We start from the raw sequence: 19,354 nt of genomic DNA, 5'->3' as shown, positions 1-19,354 counted from the left end.
TGCGCTGACGCCCCACCGGTCCCCTTCCGGTCTCTCTGCGTTCCCTTTATTCACGATTTCGCGCCGCACTGTTGCTGGCGCGAAATATTGAAATGTCTAGGGAAAACCCCTATCTCTGATACCATCTGAGTGTTAACCCTAGGTTCGCATGGTTTTGATCTGGGGGCGGATCACGCATAGGGAGTTACCAATATGAATTTTCATACTCGCAAGTGGGTCAAGCCGGAAGATCTGAACCCCAACGGCACGCTGTTCGGCGGCAGCCTGCTGCGCTGGATCGACGAAGAAGCCGCGATCTACGCGATTTGCCAGCTCGATAACCAGCGCGTCGTGACGAAGTTCATCTCGGAGGTGAACTTCGTGAGCTCGGCGCGTCAGGGCGACATCATCGAACTGGGCATGACGGCCACCGATTTCGGCCGCACGTCGATCACGCTGCGCTGCGAAGTGCGCAACAAGGTCACGCGCAAGAGCATCCTGACGATCGAGCGGATGGTGTTCGTGAACATGGACGCCGAAGGCAAGCCCGCGCCGCACGGCCGCGACCGCATCCGCTACGCGGAAGAAGCGTACGAGCGCTATCGCCAGACGGTGCACACGGCGGTGGACGCCACGGCGGCCGCGGCAGCGCGGGAAGCCGAACGCGAAACGCTGAACGAAGGCGAAGCGGTGCACTGAGCGCGTTCGCGCGGTCGCCAGGCAAAGAAAAAACCCGGCGGGGCGTAAGCCCCGGCCGGGTTTTTTGCGTTTTGTCGGATGGGAGCGGGCGCGTCTCGGCTCGTCGCTCTGCAGGTTTGCTTGATGTCATGGGTTAGCCAGACTAGACTAAGTAAAGTGTCGAGGAGCTAACATGACCTACGTGAATATGCTGGAAGCCAAATCGTCGCTGTCCCGGCTCGTCGAGGACGTTGAACTGGGGCGCGAAAAAGAGATCATCATCGCGCGCGGCGGCCGGCCGGTTGCGCGTCTCGTTCCGCTGGCCACGGCCACGCCGGTCGAACTGCGTATCGGCGTGGCCAAAGGCGCGTTCGAGGTGCCCGACGAGATCGACGCTCACAACGACGAGGTGGCAGCGTTGTTCACCGGAGGCGGTGCGTGAACGTGCTGCTCGATACGCACGTCGCGCTGTGGGCCATCGCGGACAGCCCGAAACTGCCCGCTGCGGCGCGCGAACTCATTCTGGCGGAGACCAGCACGATTTACGTGAGCGTCGCGAGCGTCTGGGAGATCGGCATCAAGTTCGCGCTGCAGCGTGGCGACATGCCGGTGTCCGGCAAAGCGGCGCTGCAATATTTCCGGCAGGCGGGTTATCGCGTTTTGCCGATCGAGGCGGAGCATACGATCGCCGTTGAAGCGCTGCCGCCGCATCATCAGGACCCATTCGACAGGTTGCTCGTTGCGCAGGCCTTGACTGAGCCGCTTCGGCTCATCACGCACGACCGGCAAGTCGCGAAATACAGCGACACGATCGTGCTGGTCTGATCCTCCGTCCTGGAGCGCGAGGCAAAGAAAAACCCGGCGGGGCGAAAGCCCCGGCCGGGTTTTTTTGCGTCTCGCGCCGCCCGAGTTTCGAGCGGCGCGAATCATCGCGAATTGATCGCGGAATCAGCGCCTCTTCAAGGCGCCGAAGCCGGCTTCGCGGGCACCGCCGTGGCCGAAGCCGCAGCCGGTGCCGAAGCCGCCACAGGCGCCGAGGCACCCGAAGCCGCCTGCGCTGCCGCAGCAGCAGCCACCCCCGCCGTCCCGGCCGCCGCAGCCGCACCGGCACCCGCGCCGGCCGCAGCCGCGCCGTTCGCGCTGCCCTCGCCCGGATCCTCGTAGTTCGGCAGACCGTTGTCCGACGCGCCGCCTTTGGCCGGAGCCGCCGTACCACCGGCACCGCCCGACTCACCCGGATCGTCGTAATTCGGCAGCCCGTTCCCGGACTTGCCCGCCCCGCCGTTGTCATCCGAGGCGCCCGGATCGCCGTAATCCGGCAGCGGCGCATTGCTGTTTTGCGAGCCGCGAATCAGCGATTGACGCTGCTGGCGGTACGCGTCGCGCACGAACGAGTACTTGTCGAGCGCCGCCTGTTGCAGCAGGTCGGTGGCGCCCAGCAGATCGGCGCGCGCGCTCACGAACTGCGCGATGTACATCGGATTGCGCACCGCCGGCTCGATGTAGTTGAGGATGTTGAACTTCACATCCACGCCCATGCCGATGCCGTCGCGCACCGAGCTCGGCCCGAACACCGGCAGCACCAGATACGGACCGGCCGGCACGCCGTAATGGCCCATCGTCAGACCAAAGTCCTGATGGTGCTTCGGCAGGCCCGCGGGCGTGGCGAAGTCGATCAGGCCGCCCAGACCGAAGGTCGAGTTCATCGCGAGACGCATGAGGTCTTCGGTGGCGTCGGTGATCTTCAGCTGCAGCAGGTCGTTGGCGAAATTGCTGACGTCGCCGAGGTTGGAAAAGAAGTTCGTGATCGCTTGCCGGATCGGCTGCGGCGTGACTTTCTGATACCCCTTCGCAATCGGTTGGGCAATGTGCGTATCGAGCGCGTCGTTGAACGTAAAGATCGCGCGATTGGCCGGTTCGAACGGATCACCCGGCTTGCGGTCGGGACCTGTGGCGCAGCCCGACGTCACGAGGAGCGTCAGGCTCGCCGCCGCCATGGTGAGCGCGGCTTGTTTCTTCTTCATTGATCGATCCCCTGCGTATGCGATCGTGCGCGCTTCGCGCGCGGCTTGCCCATCAGCACCGGCTGGAACACCACGGCGCCGATCAGCGTACAGAACAAGGACAACGCGAGCAGTTTGCCCATGCTCGAGGTGCCCGGATGATGCGAAAGCCACAGGCTGCCGAACGCCGTGGCCGTGGTTGCGGCCGAGAACAGCACCGCGTGTGTGAGGCTCGAATGCAGCAGGCCGGTTTGACCCGCTCGCCAGGCCATCACAAAGTAGATTTTGAACGCGACGCCGACGCCGAGCATCAGGGGAAGCGCGATGATATTGGCGAAATTGAGTTGGATACCGAGCACAACGCACAACTCAAGCGTCACGAGCGCCGATACCAGCAGCGGAATCAGCGTGCGCAGCACGTCGCCGAAGTGGCGCAGCGTGATCCACAGCAGCGCGGTGATGAGCAGCACCGACCACGCCGCCGCCTGCAGGAACGCGAGAATGATCACGTTCGCCGAGTGCAGGATCGAGATCGGGCCGCCGATGGCGTTCGGTTCCGCCGCCTTCACGGCGTGCGAGAAGCGCGCGAGCATGGCGTCGTCGTTCGGATCGACGCCCGCGGGCACGCGCGGCGCGATATCGACGATCGCCTCGCCCGTCACCGGCGACACCCAGTCCTGCACCATCGCCGCCGGCAGATTCTCGCGCGTGATTTCCGACGGCTGCAGCAGGCGTTCGAGCTGCGCGAACGCGAGCTTGAGCGGCTGGCTGAAGGCCTTTTCGGCGCGGTCGCGCGTGGCGGCGTCGCCGTTGGCGAGCTTCGTCAGGCCGTCCGAGAGATGCTTGGCTTCGGCGGCGCCCGGGCCCGGGTGATCGCCCGCCGCGAGCGCGAGCTGGTTGGCGGCGCGCTTGAGCGTGTCGACGCGCACCGCGTCCGTCACCGGCGACGACGGCTGCTGCGTCAGCGCGGGCATGAGCTGCTGCGCGGCGCTCGAAATCAGCATCATTTTTTGCTGCTGGTCGTCGGGAATCAGCGAGCTGAGCGTGGTCGCGCGGCCCACTTCGGGCAGCTTCGAGAGCTTCGCGGCGATTTTGTCCGCGTCGGCGAGCGTGGGCGCGAGCACGCTCACGTCGTTGATCGAGATGACCGGCGAATTCTTCAGCGCAATCAGCGTGGCCATCGACTCCGTATTCGGATCCTTCAGATGCAGCGGATTGAAGTCGAAACGCAGATGGAACAGCAGCGGCGACGCGCCCAGCACGACGATCAGCGTGCCGATCAGCACGGGCTTGCGATGCTCGGCGAGCCAGGTGTCGACCGGCGCGAGGAACGCGAAGCCCGGCGAGGCGCGCTCGCCCTTCGGCTTGAACACGCTGATGAGCGCGGGCAGCAGCGTCATATTCGCGAAGTACGCGACGAACATGCCCACGCCCGCGATCTGGCCGAGTTCGGAGAGACCTTTGTAAGCGGTCGGCATGAACGAAAAGAAACTTTCGGCGACGGCGATGGCGGCCAGCGTGAGCGGCACGCCGATCAGGCGCGCGGTCTTGAGCAGCGCGGCGTCGAGCCGGTCGTCCTGGAAGCGTTCCTCTCGATACTTCACGCCGAACTGCACGCCGAAGTCGACGCCCAGCCCCACGAACAGCACCATGAACGCGACCGACAGCATGTTGAGCGAGCCGATCATCAGGAGTCCGAGCGCCGCCGTGATGACGAGCCCGACCACCAGCGTGACGAGCACCGCGCCGATCAGGCGGCCCGAGCGCAGCGCGAGCCACAGGATCACGAGCACGACCACTGCCGTGATCGCGCCGTTGAGCGCGGCGCCGTCCTGCACCGAGGCGAATTCATCGTCGGCGAGCGGCTGTTCGCCGGTCAGGCGCACGCGCGCGCCGAATTCCGTGTCCAGATGCAGCGAGGCGGCCGTGTCGCGGATCGCCTGCGAGGCGCTCGCGCCTGCCTTGAGCGCCGCGAAGTTCAGCACCGGCTGCACCGTCACGAACGAAAACGCGGGCTTCGCGGCGGCGTCCTTGTCGACGAGCGCGCGCCACGAGAACGCGGCGGGCTTGCCCGCCAGCACCTGGTCGACGGTGTCGGCGGCGCTGCCGAGCAGGCCCGCCATCTGCGGCAGCTTTACCTGACCGATCGTGAGCGGCAGTTGCAGCGTGGTGATCAGCGTGCCCGCGAGGCCCGCGAGGCTCGGATCCTTCGCCAGCTGGTTGATCAGCGGACGCGCCTGCACGAGCTGGCCGGTGGTGGACAGCACCGTGGGCGTGGACGGGAACAGCAGGCCGTTGTGCTCGAAGAACGGGCCGCCCGCGGGCTGCGAGACCGCGCTGAATTCGCGCGAGTCCTGCTTGAGCGCGTCGGCGAGCTTGTCGGCGGCGGCGTCGGCGAGTTCGGGCGCGGGCGCTTCCACCACCACGAGCAGCGAGCTGCTGCGTTGCGGGAAGGCCTTGTCCTTGGCGTCGCTGAGCGCGGCCCACTCGGCGTTGTTCTCGACGAGGCCGCTGACGTCCGTGTTGATCTTGAAATGCTTCGCGACGTACGTGCCGCTCAGCACGGCCAGTACGATCGCAAGTGCGATGACCCACGCCGCGCGGCGAACCGACCAGGCGACGAGGTGAATGATGAATGGCTTCAGCATAAAGGCGAGGGGAGCCTTGGCGATTAATATTCTTGAACGAAGCGCTCAAGTATACCGGCCTCGCCCAACTCGGCGCGCCTCGCGCACACGAGCGCAAACGTCAAAGCCGTTATACTGGTCCGGCCGGGGCGGGATCGAGCCCCAGACGTGCCATCGAGCAGGCCGGTGTAGTGGCCCGCTTCGTCGGCGCCTGATATTTACTGTTCCAAAAACGCGTATGAAACGTTATCTGACCGCATTACTCACCGCTGCCTTCCTGTCGGGCGTGTCGGGCGCCGCCTTCGCGCAGTCCTCGCCGGACGCCGTCGTCAAAGCGGCCGTGGAAGGCACCGTGAAGGCCATGCAGGCCGATCCGCAAGCGCGCGGCGGCGACATGAAACAGATCACCCAGGTGGTCGAGACCCATTTCGTGCCGGCCACCGACTTCCAGCGCACCACGCGTATCGCGATCGGCAAGGCCTGGACCACGGCAACGCCCGAACAACAGCAGAAGCTGTATGAGCAATTTCAGCTCCTGCTCGTGAAGACTTATGCCTCGTCGCTCGCGCAACTGCGCGACACCCAGGTGACCTTCAAGTTCGTGCCGTCGAACACGTCCGCGAGCGCGAAAGACACCGTCGTGCAATCGCACGTGCTGAGTAACGGCGGCGACGACGCCATCGACTATCGCCTCGAACGCACGGCCGGCGGCTGGAAGATCTACGACATCAACATGATGGGTGCGTGGCTCATCCAGGTCTATCAGACGCAATTCGCCGACCAGATCGCCAAGGGCGGCATCGACGGGCTCATCAAGTTCCTGATCGATCACAACGCGCGCAGCTAACTTCGCACGAGCGAGGCCTACGCTTCGCAGCTTCGCATAAAAGAACGGCGCGCTCTCGCAAGAGGCGCGCCGTTCTGCTTTGTACCGTCGGAGCGTCCCCTACTTCCTGCGGTTCTCCACCGCGAACTTGATCAGTTCCGCCTGCCCTTCGATATCGAGCTTACGCTTCAGGTTGAGCCGGTGCGTCTCGACCGTGCGCACCGACAGCCCTTCGCGCAGCGCGATCTGCTTGCTGGAGAGGCCTTCGGCGAGCGCGTCGAGAATGTCGCGCTCGCGCGGCGTGAGGCGCTCGATGGGCGTTTCCTTGAGCGACGCCTGGATCATGCGCGCGCCCAGCCCCGCGCTGAAATACGTCTGCCCCGCGAGCACGGCCTCGATCGCCCGCACGATTTCCGTGGCCGGCGAATCCTTGAGCACGTAGCCGCTCGCGCCCGCGCGCACGGCTTCCGTCACGTATTCGACGTTGTCGTGCATCGACAGCATCAGCACGCGGATCGCCGGAAAGCGTTCGTGAAAGATGCCCGCGAGCGCGATGCCGTTCATGCCGGCCATGCCGACGTCCATCAGCGCGAGATCGGGTTCGAGCGTGGCGGCGAGGTCGATCGCTTCGTCGGCGTTGCCCGCCTCGCCCGCGACTTCGAGGCCCGGCACGGCTTCGAGACGCGCGCGCAGGCCGTCGCGCACGAGCGGATGATCGTCGACGAGCACGAGGCGCGCCGGTTTGCTGGGGTCGTTCATGTATGTCTGACTTCGTTCGTTGTGTCGGCGACGTGGGCCGCGTGGATCGGCACCCACGCGCTGACGACCGTGTGACCGGGCTTCGAGCTGACCGTGAGCGTACCGCCCAGCGGCTCCAGGCGCTCGCGCATGTTGCGCAGGCCCATGCCCGCGCGCGGATCGGCCAGTGCGTGCGCGACGTCGAAACCGCGGCCATTGTCGGCGATCGAGAGCGACACCGCCTGCGGCGTGACCGCCAGCGTGAGCGCCGCGCGCCGCGCCTGCGCGTGCTTGACGATGTTGGTGAGCGCTTCCTGGGCGATGCGGAACAGCACGGTGTTGACGGCGTCGGGCAAGGGCGCGGCGCTCGTCGGCGTGCGGGTGCGCGTGCGCGGCGGGCAATCGCCCGAGAGCGTGAAGCCGATCTCGATCTCCGTCTCCTCCGCGAGTTCGCGCGTGAGCTGTTCGAGCGCGGCGGCGAGGCCGAGATCGTCGAGCATCGCCGGGCGCAGCGCGTGCGAGATGCGCCGCACTTCGCGCAGCGTGTCCGACAGGCGCGTGAGACCGGTCGCGAGCGAGGCTTCGGCCGCGGCCACGCGCGTTTCACCGCGCTCGAAGCGCGCGAGTGCCGATTCGAGCAGCAGTTTCGCCGACACCAGCATCTGGCTGATGCCGTCGTGCAGTTCGCGCGACAGCCGCGCGCGCTCCTGTTCCTGCGATTCGACGACTTGCTGCGCGAGGCGCTTGAGTTTGGCGTCGGTGCTGCGGTACTCGCTCACGTTGAGCACGAGCGCGCCGAGCGCGATCACGCCCACGCCCGCAAGCGCGATCACGCCGAGCCATTGCAGCGTGCGCTCGATATTCGCGGAGGCGCGTTCGTCGATATGCGCGAGCGTGGAATCGACGTCGTCGAGATAGATGCCCGTGCCGATCATCCAGCCCCAGCGCGGCAGCGGCACGACATAGCCGAGCTTGGGCGCGAGCTTGCCCGTCGACGGTCGATGCCACATGTAGCGCACATAGCCGCCGCCATGCTGCGCGGCGGCCACGAGTTGCTGGATCGTCAGCGAGCCTTGCGGATCGCGCAGATTCCACAGATCCTGGCCGACAAGCGCGGGCTCGCGCGGATGCATGAGCGAGCGCCCGTGCAGGTCGTAGACGAAGAAATAGCCGTCGGGGCCGAAGTCCATTTTCTGCAGCACGGCGAGTGCGGCACGTTGGCGCGCGGCATCGCTGCCGGGCGTGGCGAGCGCGGCCTGAGCGGCGGAATCGGGCACTGAATCCGGCGCATAAAGCGGCGCGATCGCACTGGTGGCGAGCTCAACGTAATGGCGCAGTTCGATTTCCTTGCTCGACAGGTACGCAGCCTGCATCGTCGCGTGCTGGGTCTGCGCGAGCGCGGTGGCCTGCTGGCGCACGCCGATCCCGATCCCCGCGATGGCCGCGAGAAACGGCACCACGGCGAGCAGAAAAATTCGGGTCTTGAGAGTCATGGTGAGCGGTGCGATGCGCGGTTCAGCCTACGTAATTTCACGTAGTTCGCTTACGTAGTTGTCCGCTTGTGGCGCACAAGGCGAAAGCGAATACTACACGCCCATAGCGTGGCGCAACTGTGCCACCTGCCGCGCCGCCTTCGACTAGTATGAAACGAAGCACGGCGCGTCGCGCGCCGGTCCCGATGCCGGGCGCGCGCAAAGACCACCCAACGAATCTATAAATAAGACAGGAGACACCGCATGAGTCGGACATCCAGTTTTGTCGTGTGGACGATCGTCGCGCTACTTGGCGCGTTCGCGTTCGGCACGATTGCGCTCGCGCACGGCGAGCGAATCAGCGCACTGTGGATCGTGATCTGCGCCGTGTGCGTCTATCTGATCGCGTACCGCTTCTACAGCCGCTTCATCGCGACCCAGGTGCTGCAACTCGACGGCCTGCGCATGACGCCGGCCGTGCGCCACAACGACGGGCTCGATTACGTGCCCACCAACAAATACGTGCTGTTCGGCCACCACTTCGCGGCGATCGCGGGCGCGGGTCCGCTGGTCGGCCCGGTGCTGGCCGCGCAGATGGGCTACATGCCCGGCATGCTGTGGATTCTCGCGGGCGTGGTGTTCGCGGGCGCGGTGCAGGACTTCGTGGTGCTGTTCCTCTCCACGCGTCGCGACGGCCGCTCGCTCGGCGACCTCGTGAAGATGGAACTCGGCCCGATCCCGGGCGTGATCGCGCTGTTCGGCACCTTCCTCATCATGATCATCATTCTCGCGGTGCTCGCGCTGATCGTGGTGAAGGCGCTGACGAACTCGCCGTGGGGCACGTTCACCGTGGCCGCGACGATTCCCATCGCGATCTTCATGGGCCTGTACGTGCGTTACATCCGTCCGGGCAAGATCGGCGAGATCTCGGTCATCGGCTTCATTCTGCTGATGGCGTCGATCGCGTTCGGCCAGCACGTGCACGATTCGCCGACGCTCGCCGCGTGGTTCACGTTCACGGGCACGCAGCTCACGTGGATTCTGATCGGTTACGGCTTCGTGGCGTCGGTGCTGCCGGTGTGGCTGCTGCTCGCGCCGCGCGACTACCTCTCGACGTTCCTGAAGATCGGCACGATTCTCGCGCTCGCGATCGGCATTCTGATCGTCGCGCCCGAACTGAAGATGCCCGCGTTCACGCAGTTCATCGACGGCAGCGGACCGGTGTGGTCGGGCAACCTGTTCCCGTTCCTCTTCATCACGATCGCGTGCGGTTCGGTCTCGGGCTTCCACGCGCTGATCTCGTCGGGCACCACGCCCAAGCTGCTCGATAACGAAACCAACGCGCGCTTCATCGGTTACGGCGCGATGCTGATGGAATCGTTCGTCGCGATCATGGCGCTGGTGGCCGCTTCGGTGATCGAGCCGGGCGTGTACTTCGCGATGAACGCGCCGCTCGCCGTGCTCGGCACGACGCCGGATGCGGTGGCGCAGACGGTCGGCCACTGGGGCTTCGTGCTGACGCCGGACATGCTCACGCAAACGGCGCAGGCCGTCGGCGAGACGACCATCGTCGCGCGCGCCGGCGGTGCACCGACGCTGGCGGTCGGCATGGCGCAGATCCTGCACCAGGTCGTGGGCGGCCAGGCGATGATGGCGTTCTGGTATCACTTCGCGATTCTGTTCGAAGCGCTCTTCATCCTGACCGCCGTCGACGCGGGCACGCGCGCGGGCCGCTTCATGCTGCAGGATCTGCTCGGCACGTTCCACCCGGCTTTGAAGCGCACGGAATCGTTGCCCGCGAACCTGATCGCCACGGCGCTCTGCGTGGCCGCGTGGGGCTACTTCCTGTATCAAGGCGTGGTCGATCCGCTCGGCGGCATCAACACGTTGTGGCCGCTGTTCGGCATCTCGAACCAGATGCTCGCCGGCATCGCGCTGATGCTCGCGACCGTCGTGCTGTTCAAGATGAAGCGCGACAAGTTCGCGTGGGTGACGGCGCTGCCGACGCTGTGGCTGCTCATCTGCACGCTCACGGCGGGCCTGCAGAAGATCTTCGACAGCAACCCGAAGGTGAGCTTCGTCGCGCATGCGCAGAAGCTTTCGGCGGCGCTCGACGCGGGCAAGATCGTCGCGCCGGCGAAGTCGGTCGAGCAGATGCAGCGCATGATCTTCAATGACTATGTCGATGCCGCGCTCTCGGGCCTGTTCATCTTCGTGGTGGTGAGCATCGTCGTGTACGGCCTGATCGCGATCGCGCGCGCGCGCCGCATCGCCCGTCCGACCGTGCAGGAAACACCGTACGAGGCGATGCCGGCGAACGGCGCGGCCGTCGCGGCGCATCGCGTGCATTGACGCTGACGCACTGAACGGAGCGCATCATGTTCTCGGAACTTCGCGACAACGTGCAGACCGCGGGCCGCTATCTGGGCCAGGCGATGCGTCTGATGGTCGGTCTGCCGGACTACGACGGCTACGTCGCGCACATGCGCGCGACGCATCCCGATCGTCCGGTGATGACTTACGAGGAGTTTTTCCGCGAGCGCCAGAATGCGCGTTACGGTTCGGGCGCGGGGAAATGCTGCTGAGGCGCGGGCAGTAAGCGGACACAAGCCGCTGAAACAAGCCGCGGCCGATGTCGATAAACAAGCGCGAGGGCGAAAGCCATCGCGCTTTTTTCATGGGCGGCGCAAAGCGGCCTACACTACGCGCATCCCGTCCGTTGGACGTGTCCCGAGGATCGCCGCCGATCATGTCAGCCCGCGAAGAGTTCGATGCCGCGCCATCGGCGACGCCCGCCGACGCGCTCGAAGATCCCGCGCTGTTGCGCCGCCTGTTGCGCGCGAAGGATCGCATGGACGCCGCCTCGCACGAAGCGTGGCCCGTCAGGCGGCTGGCGGCGGTGAGCGGCGTCTCCGAGGCGCATTTCGCGCGCTCGTTCAAGCGCGCGTTCGGCCTGCCGCCGCATCGCTACCTGCTCTCCCGGCGCATCGAGCAGGCCACCACGCTCCTGCGCGACACCGACCTCGCCATCACCGATATCGCCTTCGCCACGGGCTGGGAAAGCCTCGGCACCTTCGGGCGCATCTTTCGCGACATCACCGGGACGAGCCCGAGCGCCATGCGCGTGGCGGCGCGCGCGAGCGTGGCCGAACCGGGCAGCGTGCCCGCCTGCGTGCTGAAGGCCGCGCAGCGCCCCGATCTGACGATGGCAGTTTTGGAGAAGCGCCGCCGCGCGGCGAAGGCTACAGTGCGGCCATCAACCAGCACGCGGCCGAAGGCCAGGGAGACAGGATGAATCAGGGTAACGAACGCGGCGCCCAGCAGGGCGTCAATGTGGTGGGCATCTACGTGGACGATCAGGACGCGGCGCTCGCGTTCTACGTCGACAAACTCGGTTTTCGCGTGCACACGGACGTGCGTAACGGCGCGTATCGCTGGCTCACGGTCCAGCATCCGGAGCAGCCGTCGTTCCAGCTCGGCCTCTTCACGCCCGGTCCGCCCGTGCACGACGAAGCCACGGCGCAGACGCTGCGCGCGATGGTGGCCAAAGGCGCGATGCCGCCGCTCGTGCTCGCCGTGGCCGACTGCCGGGCGCTTTACTCGGAATGGTCGGCGCGCGGCGTCGAGTTCACGCAGGAGCCGACTGAGCGCTACGGCAACATCGACGCCGGATTCCGCGACCCGGCGGGCAACGGCTGGAAGATGATCCAGTCGGCGAAAAACTGAAGGCGCGACGTTCGACGTTCGACGTCCGAAGTTCACCAAAAGAAAAAGGCGCAACGGTCTGCACCGTTGCGCCTTTTTCGATTCAGCCTCGCGCCTCGCGGCGCGATCGCGCTGAACGTATCGCGATGGCTTAGCCTGCCGCGACCGTCACCGGCTTCTTCGTCTTGGCCGAGTTCTTGATCTCGTCGAGCTTGATCTCAACGTGACGCGAGAACACGTATTCAGCCGGACGTTGCGTGTCCAGCGGGATGTCCTTCACGAATGCGCCTTCGGTCTTCGGGCCGCTCAACGCGACCTTCAGCGCCTTCAGCGGATGCGCGACCGTGTCCATCACGGCGGTCGCCTCGAAGCCGCAGTGGACCATGCAGTCCGCGCACTTCTCGTACTTGCCCGTACCGTACTTGTCCCACTCGGTCGTTTCCATCAGTTCCTTGAAGGTCTTCACATAACCTTCGCCGACCAGATAGCACGGCTTTTGCCAGCCGAACACCGTGCGCGCCGGGTTGCCCCACGGCGTGCATTCGTAGGTCTGGTTGCCGGCCAGGAAGTCGAGGAACAGGCTCGACTGGCTGAACGACCACTTCTTGCCGTTGTTGCCGCGCTTGAAGATCTCGCGGAACAGGTTCTTGGTCTTGTCGCGGTTCAGGAAGTGCTGCTGGTCCGGCGCGCGCTCATACGCGTAGCCCGGCGACACCGTGATGCCGTCGACGCCGATGGCGTGAGCCGTGTCGAAGAACTTCGCCACGCGGTCCGGCTGCGCGTCGTTGAACAGCGTGCAGTTGATGTTCACGCGGAAGCCGCGGCGCTTGGCTTCCTTGATGGCCGAGACGCACTTGTCGTACACGCCTTCCTGCGAGACCGAATGGTCGTGCGCTTCACGGTCGCCGTCGAGGTGAACCGACCAGACGAAGTACGGGCTCGGCTCGTAGTCGTCCATCTTCTTTTCCATGAGCAGCGCGTTCGTGCACAGGTACACGAACTTCTTGCGCGCCATGATGCCCTTGACGATCTGGGGCATTTCCTTGTGCAGCAGCGGCTCGCCGCCTGCGATCGACACGACCGGCGCACCGCATTCGTCCACGGCGCCGAGGCACTCTTCCAGCGACAGACGCTGGTTCAGGATGGGATCCGGATAGTCGATCTTGCCGCAGCCGTTACAGGCCAGGTTGCAGCGGAACAGCGGCTCGAGCATCAGCGCGAGCGGATAGCGTTTGTTGCCGCCGAAATGTTGGCGGAAGATGTATGCGCCAACGCGGACTTTTTGTAGCAGCGGAATAGACAAGACGTCCTCCTTAAACTTCGCGCGCGACGAGCGGTTGCAGCAGCTTCGACGGCAGCTTGAATTCGACTTTTTCCTCACGGCCCGCCATCGTCGACACCTCGACAGGCCCCAACGCGCGCAGCGCGTCGATCACGTTTTCCACCATTTCTTCGGGCGCCGACGCACCGGCCGTGATACCGACCGTATGTGCGCCTTCGAACCACTCGGCCTTCACTTCCGAGCCGTCCGCGACGAGGTAGCTCGGCAGACCCGATTCGCTGCCGATTTCGCGCAGACGATTCGAGTTCGAGCTGTTGGTCGCACCCACGACGAGCAGCACATCGACCTGCGAAGACAGATCGCGCACGGCGGCCTGACGGTTCTGCGTGGCGTAGCAGATGTCACGCGTGTCCGGACCGACGATGTCGGAGAACCGCTTGAGCAGCGCGTCGATGATGCCGCGCGTGTCGTCCACCGACAGCGTGGTTTGCGTCACGTACGCGAGCGGCGCGTCGAGCGGCAGTTCGAGCTTCGCGACATCGGCTTCGCTTTGCACCAGCAGCACGGTGCCGGGAATCTGGCCGATCGTGCCTTCCACTTCCGGGTGACCCGCGTGGCCGATCAGGATCAGCGTGCGGCCGGCGGCCACGTACTGACGGCCTTGCACGTGGACCTTGGTGACGAGCGGACAGGTTGCGTCCAGCACGTCGAGGTCACGCACTTCGGCGGCGCGTTCGACCGTCTTGGCAACGCCGTGGGCGCTGAAAATGGCGACTGCGCCCTCGGGCACTTCGTCGAGCTCTTCCACGAAACGCGCGCCCTTGTTACGCAGGTTCTCGACCACGTGCCGGTTGTGGACGATTTCATGGCGCACGTAGACGGGCGCGCCGTGCTTCTGCAGTGCGCGATCGACAATCTCGATCGCGCGGACAACCCCCGCACAAAAGCCGCGGGGTTGGGCAAGGATCACTCGCATAAGGTGGCGAACTCCGACTGCCGCGATTACCGAAAGGGACGTGTCAGCCCCGCTCGCCGCGGCCATCATTATTAATAAGAAGCTAGTAAATGCTTGATCCGCCAGGGGATGGCGGAAAAACCAGACGCGCATTTTAACCCCATCGCTCCGGCTTTGCTGGTTGGCGAACGAGAAGGTGCGGCGCGCACGCGACGATAATCGAATAGCGCCCCGTTTTGGCCTCTTTTCTCGCGCGTGTTTCGACCCGTGACGAAGCGATGTCAGCGAAGTGTCAGGCGCGTGGCGACACGGTGACAAGGCCCGGCTGGCGGGCTTTGGCGCGTTTTCGTAATGCAAATGAAGGGTTTGGCGACGGCTGGCGGGGCCGCTGCGCCAGGCTGCGGGCGCTTTGTCCGACGGCCGGCGGTGGCGCGGTGCAACATGACGCCGGAACCCTTAAACTATCGCTCCCCGCCGTCCGCGCGTAATCGCGATGCCGGGCGGGACCGACCCCAATGGACGCCATGGAACCCGACCACTACGACGAATTTCCGGTAGCGAAGCTGTTGCTGCCGAAGGCGCTGCGCGCGCCTGTCGGCGTGATCTACCATGTCGCGCGCGCGCTCGACGACATCGCCGACGAAGGCGACTGGCTTCCGGAGGAGCGCCATTCGCGGCTCGCCGACTTCCGCGACGGTCTCGACGCCGTCGCCGAAGGCCGCGCCGCGCCCGTGCATCCGATGCTGTTCGCGCGGCTCGCCGACGTGGTGCGCCGCTGCCGCCTGCCGCTGCAGCCGTTCTACGACCTGGTGTCGGCGTTCGATCAGGACATCGACACCACGCGTTACGCCGACCGCCTGACGCTGCTCGACTTCTGCCACCGCTCGGCGAATCCGGTCGGGCATCTGATGCTGCAGCTGATCGACGAGGCCTCGCCCGCGAATCTCGCCGACTCCGATTCCATCTGCACGGCGCTGCAGCTCATTACGTTCCTGCAGGACGTGCCCGCCGACTGGCAGCGCGGCCGCGTGTACCTGCCGCAGGCCGAGCGCGAGCGTTTCAACGTCACCGAGGCGCAGATCGGCGCGGGCGTCGTCGACGACGCGTGGCGCGCGCTGATGCGCCATGAAGTGAACGAAGCGCGCGGCTTGATGCTCAGCGGCGCGCCGCTCGCGCTGCGCGTGCCGGGGCGCTTCGGGCTGGAACTGTGCAGCGTGGTGCACGGCGGCCTGCGCGTGCTCGAACTCATCGAGCGCGCCGATTACGATATTTTCCGCGTGCGGCCCGCGCTGCGCGCATCCGACTGGGCCGTGGTGCTGATGCGCACGGCGGCCATGTGGCTGTCGCGCCGGGTTGGCGTGCGCGCGCCTTCGATCGAGAGTAATAACGCATGATGACAACGATTCTCTTTGCCGTGTCCTGCCTGTCGCTGGTGATCTGGCTCGTGCTGCTGTTCGGGCGCGGTGGCTTCTGGCGCTCGCGTCCGGCCGAGCCGCTGCCGCTCGTCGAGCCCGCGGCGGGCTTGCCGTCGGCGTGCGCCGTGGTGCCCGCGCGCAACGAAGCCGACGCGATCGGCGAAGCCGTCGCCTCGCTGCTCCAGCAGAACTATGGCGGCGACTTCCACGTGATCGTGATCGACGATCACAGCACCGACGGCACCGCCGAAGCCGCGCGTGCCGCCGCGCTCGCGCTGCACTGCCCGGAAAAGCTCACCGTCATCACCGCGAAGCCGCTGCCTGCGGGCTGGTCGGGCAAGGTCTGGGCGCAGTCGCAGGGCATCGAAGCCGTGCGCACGCTCGGTCTGGACGCCGACTATCTGCTGCTCACCGACGCCGACATCGGCCATCCGCCCGACGCGCTCGCGCAACTCGTGGTGCGCGCGCAGGCCGAGAAGCGCGACCTGGTTTCGCTGATGGTGCGTCTGCGCTGCGACTCGTTCTGGGAAAAGGCGCTGATTCCCGCCTTCGTGTTCTTCTTCGCCAAGCTCTATCCGTTCGCGTGGGTCAACAATCCGCGCAACAAGACGGCGGCGGCGGCGGGCGGCTGCATGCTGGTGCGCCGCACGGCGCTGGAGGAAGCGGGCGGCATCGAGTCGATCCGCGCGGAACTCATCGACGATTGCAGCCTCGCCGCGCGCATCAAGCATCGTGGCGAGGGGCATCATCCGATCCGTCTGGACGTGGCGGCGAAGAGCGTGTCGCTGCGTCCCTACGATTCGTGGAAGGACATCTGGAACATGATCGCGCGCACCGCGTTCACGCAGCTGCATTACTCGGCGTGGCAGCTCGCGGGCACGTTGCTGGGCATGGCGGTGATCTATCTTGCGCCGCCTGTGGTCGCGCTCGCGCTGGGCGCGCAGGGCTGGCCCGCGTGGCTCGCCTGGGCGCTGATGTGCTGCGCCTACGCGCCGATGCTCGCGTACTATCGCCGCTCGCCGCTGTGGGCGCCGTTCCTGCCGCTCGTCGCGCTGTTCTACGTGGGCGCGACCTTCGCTTCGGCGTGGCGCTTCTGGCGCGGCAAGGGCGGCCAGTGGAAGGCGCGCGTGCAGGCGCCCGTGCAAGGACGCTGAGATTCTCCGGCGCGCGTGCCTTGAGCCGCGCGCCAGTAAAAAAGCCGCCGCGTTTTCACGCGGCGGCTTTTTTATGCCGATGTCGTTTGCGTTTCGGCGTTTCGGCGTTTCGGCGCTTGGGCGCGGCTTAGCGCTGCGTCAGCATCATGTACATCTGCACGACCATGTCGGGCGAGAACGTGAACGGCACCCAGCCGTGGCCGTTATGGCGCAGCACCAGCAGACGGTCGCCGTTCGACTGCTTCTGCACGGCCATCGTCGGATTCTTCGTCGACGCGAAGCGCCAGCCGGGCGGAATGCCGGGCGGCGGCTCGGGCTGCATCGAGGCGCGCGCGTTCGCGAGTTCCTCGATCAACTGGCCGATCTGCATCGGATGCAGCGACACGGTTTGACCGCCGATCGTCATCGTGATCTCGTTCTGCGACGGGCGGCCGACTTCGAGCAGCGGAGCGGCGGCTGCGGTTTCAGCAGCATCAGCGGTTTCGGCAGCTTCGGCTTGCGCGTTCGCGGGCTCGACAGCGTCGGCGGGCTCGGCTTCAGCGGATTCAGCGGCTTGCGCTTCAGCCTGCGGCGCTTCTACCGTTTCCGCGGCTTCCACGCGCGCCGACGGCTGCGCCGGCGTATAGGCAGTCTCAGCGGACGCGGCGTCTTCGAACGGCGACGGCGGGACTTCGAGCTTCGGCGGGGCTTCGAACGCGGGCGTGTCGGTCGGCGCGAGCGCCGGGCCGGCAGCCGGGGTATCGACGATATGCAGCGCGGGCGCGGTGCGGACGGCCTGGATGAGCTGATCGACGCCCACTTCGAGCGCGCCGATCTGGTCTTGAAGATTCATGCGAGGCTTCTCTGGTAAGACCCGCGATTTTACCCATAGCGCACGCGCATTGCCCGTCCGCCGTTGTAAGCATGACGCAACAAAAGTTGTAACAAAGTACGCGGATGGCCGCCCAAAGCCCGCAGATCGGGCGTTTGGGTCGATCCGGACGGGGTCCGGCGGCGCTTATTTCGCGTTCAGATAACCGGCTTCGCGGAACCACGCGAGCGCGTCCTTGAGGCCTTCGCGATACGGCCGCGCCTGATAACCCAGCTCGCGCTCCGCCTTCGCCGACGTGAAATACATCTTGTTTTTCGACATCTTCAGCGCGTCGACGGTCACGAACGGCTCGCGCTTCGTGATGCGCGCCACGGCTTCCGCGCCCATCGCGAGTGGATAGAGCGGCCAGCGCGGCAGCGCGATCGTCGGCGGCTTGCGGCCCACCATCCCGGCGATATCGGCGAGCATCTGCTGCAGCGGCAGGTTCTCGCCGCCGAGGATGTAGCGCTCGCCGATCCGGCCGCGCTCCAGCGCGAGAAAGTGACCGTTCGCGACGTCGTCGACGTGCACGAGGTTCAGGCCCGTGTCGACGAACGCGGGCATCTTGCCCGTCGCCGCCTCGACGATGATGCGGCCCGTGGGCGTCGGCTTCACGTCGCGCGGACCGATTGGCGTCGACGGATTGACGATCACGGCGGGCAGGCCGTCCTGCTCGATCATGCGCTCGACCGCGCGCTCGGCGATCACCTTGCTGCGCTTGTACACGCCGATCGCCTGATCGGCCTTCAGCGGCGAGGTTTCGTCGGCGGAATTGCCGGAACTCGTCACCTTCAGCGTGGCCACGCTGCTCGTGTAGACGATGCGCTCGACGCCCGCCGCGAGCGCGGCGCGCATGGTGGCTTCGGCGCCTTCGAGATTGGCGCGCTCGATTTCGAGCGGATCCGGCGCCCAGAGGCGATAGTCGGCGGCGACGTGGAACAGGTAGCGCACGCCGTCGAGCGCTTTGCGCATCGAGGCTTCGTCGCGCATGTCGCCGGTGACGATCTCGACGTCGAGCGATTCGAGGTTCTTGCGCGGACTCGTCGCGCGCACCAGCAGGCGCACGGCAAAGCCTTTTTCCAGCGCGATGCGGGCGACGGCCGAGCCGACGAAGCCGGACGCGCCGGTGATCAGCACGAGGTCCTTGTTAGCGCGGGAAGTGTCGGTCATTCTGGATTTCGCTTTCGGGTTCGATGAGCGGCGCGCCGGGGTGCCGGCCGCCGCAGTGGCGTGGATTGTACGTGGCGCGGCGGCGGCGCGTGCGCGCGCAGGGTCACGGCGCAGGTTCAAGGCAATCGCGTCTACAATGCCGACCGTAAGTTGCAAGCACGGTTAGAGGAGATCGAACGATGAGCGAACCGGATCTGGATGCACGCCTGGAAACGTATTACGTGCGCGTGCGCGGAACGGTGCAGGGCGTGGGTTTTCGTCACGCGACGGTGCGTCAGGCGCACGCGCTGCGCATTCGCGGCTACGTCGCCAATCTTGAGGACGGCTCGGTCGAGGCCGTGATTCAGGGCTCGGCGAATCAGGTGGACCGCATGCTGTCGTGGCTGCGTCACGGGCCGCCCGCCGCGCGCGTGAGTTCGGTGGAAAGCGAGGAACGCCGCACCGAGAAGCGTTACGAGCGCTTCGAACAGCACTAAATCCTGTCGATGAAAAAAACGGGG

General features: G+C 65.9%; 19 protein-coding genes. 11 read left to right on the top strand and 8 right to left on the bottom strand.

Annotated elements, in window-relative coordinates; translation table 11 throughout:
* Positions 1-192 precede the first annotated feature (192 nt).
* From G3N97_RS14030 to G3N97_RS14020, 3 genes are all read left to right on the top strand, one after another.
* Complete coding sequence (locus tag G3N97_RS14030) at positions 193-678, top strand: hotdog domain-containing protein (protein WP_241030570.1); 486 nt, start codon at positions 193-195, stop codon at positions 676-678.
* Positions 679-850: 172 nt separating this feature from the next.
* On the top strand, positions 851-1,099 hold the full coding sequence (locus G3N97_RS14025; protein ID WP_205993751.1) for a type II toxin-antitoxin system Phd/YefM family antitoxin: 249 nt from the start codon (positions 851-853) through the stop codon (positions 1,097-1,099).
* Positions 1,096-1,482 (top strand): type II toxin-antitoxin system VapC family toxin, encoded by a 387-nt coding sequence (locus G3N97_RS14020; RefSeq protein WP_205993750.1) that lies wholly within the window; start codon positions 1,096-1,098, stop codon positions 1,480-1,482. Before G3N97_RS14025 ends, G3N97_RS14020 begins: the two co-directional genes overlap by 4 nt.
* A gap of 134 nt (positions 1,483-1,616) precedes the next feature.
* Here G3N97_RS14020 and G3N97_RS14015 read toward each other — a convergent pair whose 3' ends face one another.
* On the bottom strand, positions 1,617-2,681 hold the full coding sequence (locus tag G3N97_RS14015) for a VacJ family lipoprotein (RefSeq protein ID WP_205993749.1): 1,065 nt from the start codon (positions 2,679-2,681) through the stop codon (positions 1,617-1,619).
* Entirely contained in the window at positions 2,678-5,308 is a 2,631-nt protein-coding gene (locus tag G3N97_RS14010) for an MMPL family transporter (protein WP_205993748.1), read from the bottom strand. Before G3N97_RS14010 ends, G3N97_RS14015 begins: the two co-directional genes overlap by 4 nt.
* Before the next feature lie 217 nt (positions 5,309-5,525).
* On the opposite strand from G3N97_RS14010, the gene G3N97_RS14005 reads away from it, so the two are divergent.
* Positions 5,526-6,134: an ABC transporter substrate-binding protein gene (locus tag G3N97_RS14005; protein WP_205993747.1), complete on the top strand. Its 609-nt coding sequence runs from the start codon at positions 5,526-5,528 to the stop codon at positions 6,132-6,134.
* Between the two features lie 99 nt (positions 6,135-6,233).
* On the opposite strand, the gene G3N97_RS14000 is transcribed toward G3N97_RS14005, so the two are convergent.
* The gene (locus tag G3N97_RS14000) at positions 6,234-6,872 is read right to left on the bottom strand and encodes a response regulator transcription factor (protein ID WP_205993746.1); all 639 of its coding nucleotides are present in this window, start codon (positions 6,870-6,872) and stop codon (positions 6,234-6,236) included.
* Positions 6,869-8,344, bottom strand: coding sequence for a cache domain-containing protein (locus G3N97_RS13995; RefSeq protein ID WP_205993745.1), 1,476 nt, complete (start codon positions 8,342-8,344; stop codon positions 6,869-6,871). The genes G3N97_RS14000 and G3N97_RS13995 overlap by 4 nt, the downstream gene beginning before the upstream one ends.
* A 243-nt stretch (positions 8,345-8,587) precedes the next feature.
* On the opposite strand from G3N97_RS13995, the gene G3N97_RS13990 reads away from it, so the two are divergent.
* The 4 genes from G3N97_RS13990 to G3N97_RS13975 all read left to right on the top strand — a co-directional run bounded on the left by G3N97_RS13990 (position 8,588) and on the right by G3N97_RS13975 (position 12,049).
* Entirely contained in the window at positions 8,588-10,675 is a 2,088-nt protein-coding gene (locus tag G3N97_RS13990; protein WP_205993744.1) for a carbon starvation CstA family protein, read from the top strand.
* Between the two features lie 26 nt (positions 10,676-10,701).
* Positions 10,702-10,908, top strand: coding sequence for a YbdD/YjiX family protein (locus G3N97_RS13985; RefSeq protein WP_027820406.1), 207 nt, complete (start codon positions 10,702-10,704; stop codon positions 10,906-10,908).
* 164 nt (positions 10,909-11,072) lie between these two features.
* Positions 11,073-11,618 (top strand): AraC family transcriptional regulator, encoded by a 546-nt coding sequence (locus G3N97_RS13980; RefSeq protein ID WP_065061638.1) that lies wholly within the window; start codon positions 11,073-11,075, stop codon positions 11,616-11,618.
* Complete coding sequence (locus G3N97_RS13975) at positions 11,615-12,049, top strand: VOC family protein (protein WP_205993743.1); 435 nt, start codon at positions 11,615-11,617, stop codon at positions 12,047-12,049. Before G3N97_RS13980 ends, G3N97_RS13975 begins: the two co-directional genes overlap by 4 nt.
* Before the next feature lie 130 nt (positions 12,050-12,179).
* On the opposite strand, the gene hpnH is transcribed toward G3N97_RS13975, so the two are convergent.
* Together hpnH and ispH are read right to left on the bottom strand one after the other, a co-directional pair.
* On the bottom strand, positions 12,180-13,331 hold the full coding sequence (hpnH, locus tag G3N97_RS13970) for an adenosyl-hopene transferase HpnH (protein ID WP_124260633.1): 1,152 nt from the start codon (positions 13,329-13,331) through the stop codon (positions 12,180-12,182).
* Positions 13,332-13,341: 10 nt separating this feature from the next.
* Positions 13,342-14,286, bottom strand: a complete 945-nt coding sequence (gene ispH / locus G3N97_RS13965; RefSeq protein ID WP_205993742.1) for a 4-hydroxy-3-methylbut-2-enyl diphosphate reductase — start codon at positions 14,284-14,286, stop codon at positions 13,342-13,344.
* Positions 14,287-14,789: 503 nt separating this feature from the next.
* On the opposite strand from ispH, the gene hpnC reads away from it, so the two are divergent.
* A complete protein-coding gene (hpnC, locus tag G3N97_RS13960; RefSeq protein WP_205993753.1) occupies positions 14,790-15,659 on the top strand; it encodes a squalene synthase HpnC in 870 nt (289 codons plus the stop codon).
* Positions 15,656-16,834, top strand: a complete 1,179-nt coding sequence (locus tag G3N97_RS13955; RefSeq protein ID WP_205993741.1) for a glycosyltransferase — start codon at positions 15,656-15,658, stop codon at positions 16,832-16,834. Before hpnC ends, G3N97_RS13955 begins: the two co-directional genes overlap by 4 nt.
* A gap of 127 nt (positions 16,835-16,961) precedes the next feature.
* Here G3N97_RS13955 and G3N97_RS13950 read toward each other — a convergent pair whose 3' ends face one another.
* Positions 16,962-17,666, bottom strand: coding sequence for a hypothetical protein (locus G3N97_RS13950; protein ID WP_205993740.1), 705 nt, complete (start codon positions 17,664-17,666; stop codon positions 16,962-16,964).
* A gap of 165 nt (positions 17,667-17,831) precedes the next feature.
* Positions 17,832-18,854 carry a hopanoid-associated sugar epimerase gene (hpnA, locus tag G3N97_RS13945; protein ID WP_205993739.1) on the bottom strand — a complete coding sequence of 341 codons (1,023 nt, stop codon included), beginning with the start codon at positions 18,852-18,854 and terminating at the stop codon, positions 17,832-17,834.
* A 179-nt stretch (positions 18,855-19,033) separates the two neighbouring features.
* On the opposite strand from hpnA, the gene G3N97_RS13940 reads away from it, so the two are divergent.
* Positions 19,034-19,330, top strand: a complete 297-nt coding sequence (locus G3N97_RS13940; RefSeq protein ID WP_205993738.1) for an acylphosphatase — start codon at positions 19,034-19,036, stop codon at positions 19,328-19,330.
* Positions 19,331-19,354: the final 24 nt, after the last annotated feature.

This window comes from Paraburkholderia sp. Ac-20347 (assembly GCF_017104805.1).
Lineage (GTDB): Bacteria > Pseudomonadota > Gammaproteobacteria > Burkholderiales > Burkholderiaceae > Paraburkholderia > Paraburkholderia tropica.
The sequence above is the reverse complement of the archived record's forward strand: the minus strand, read 5'-3'. Positions and strand labels throughout refer to the sequence as shown.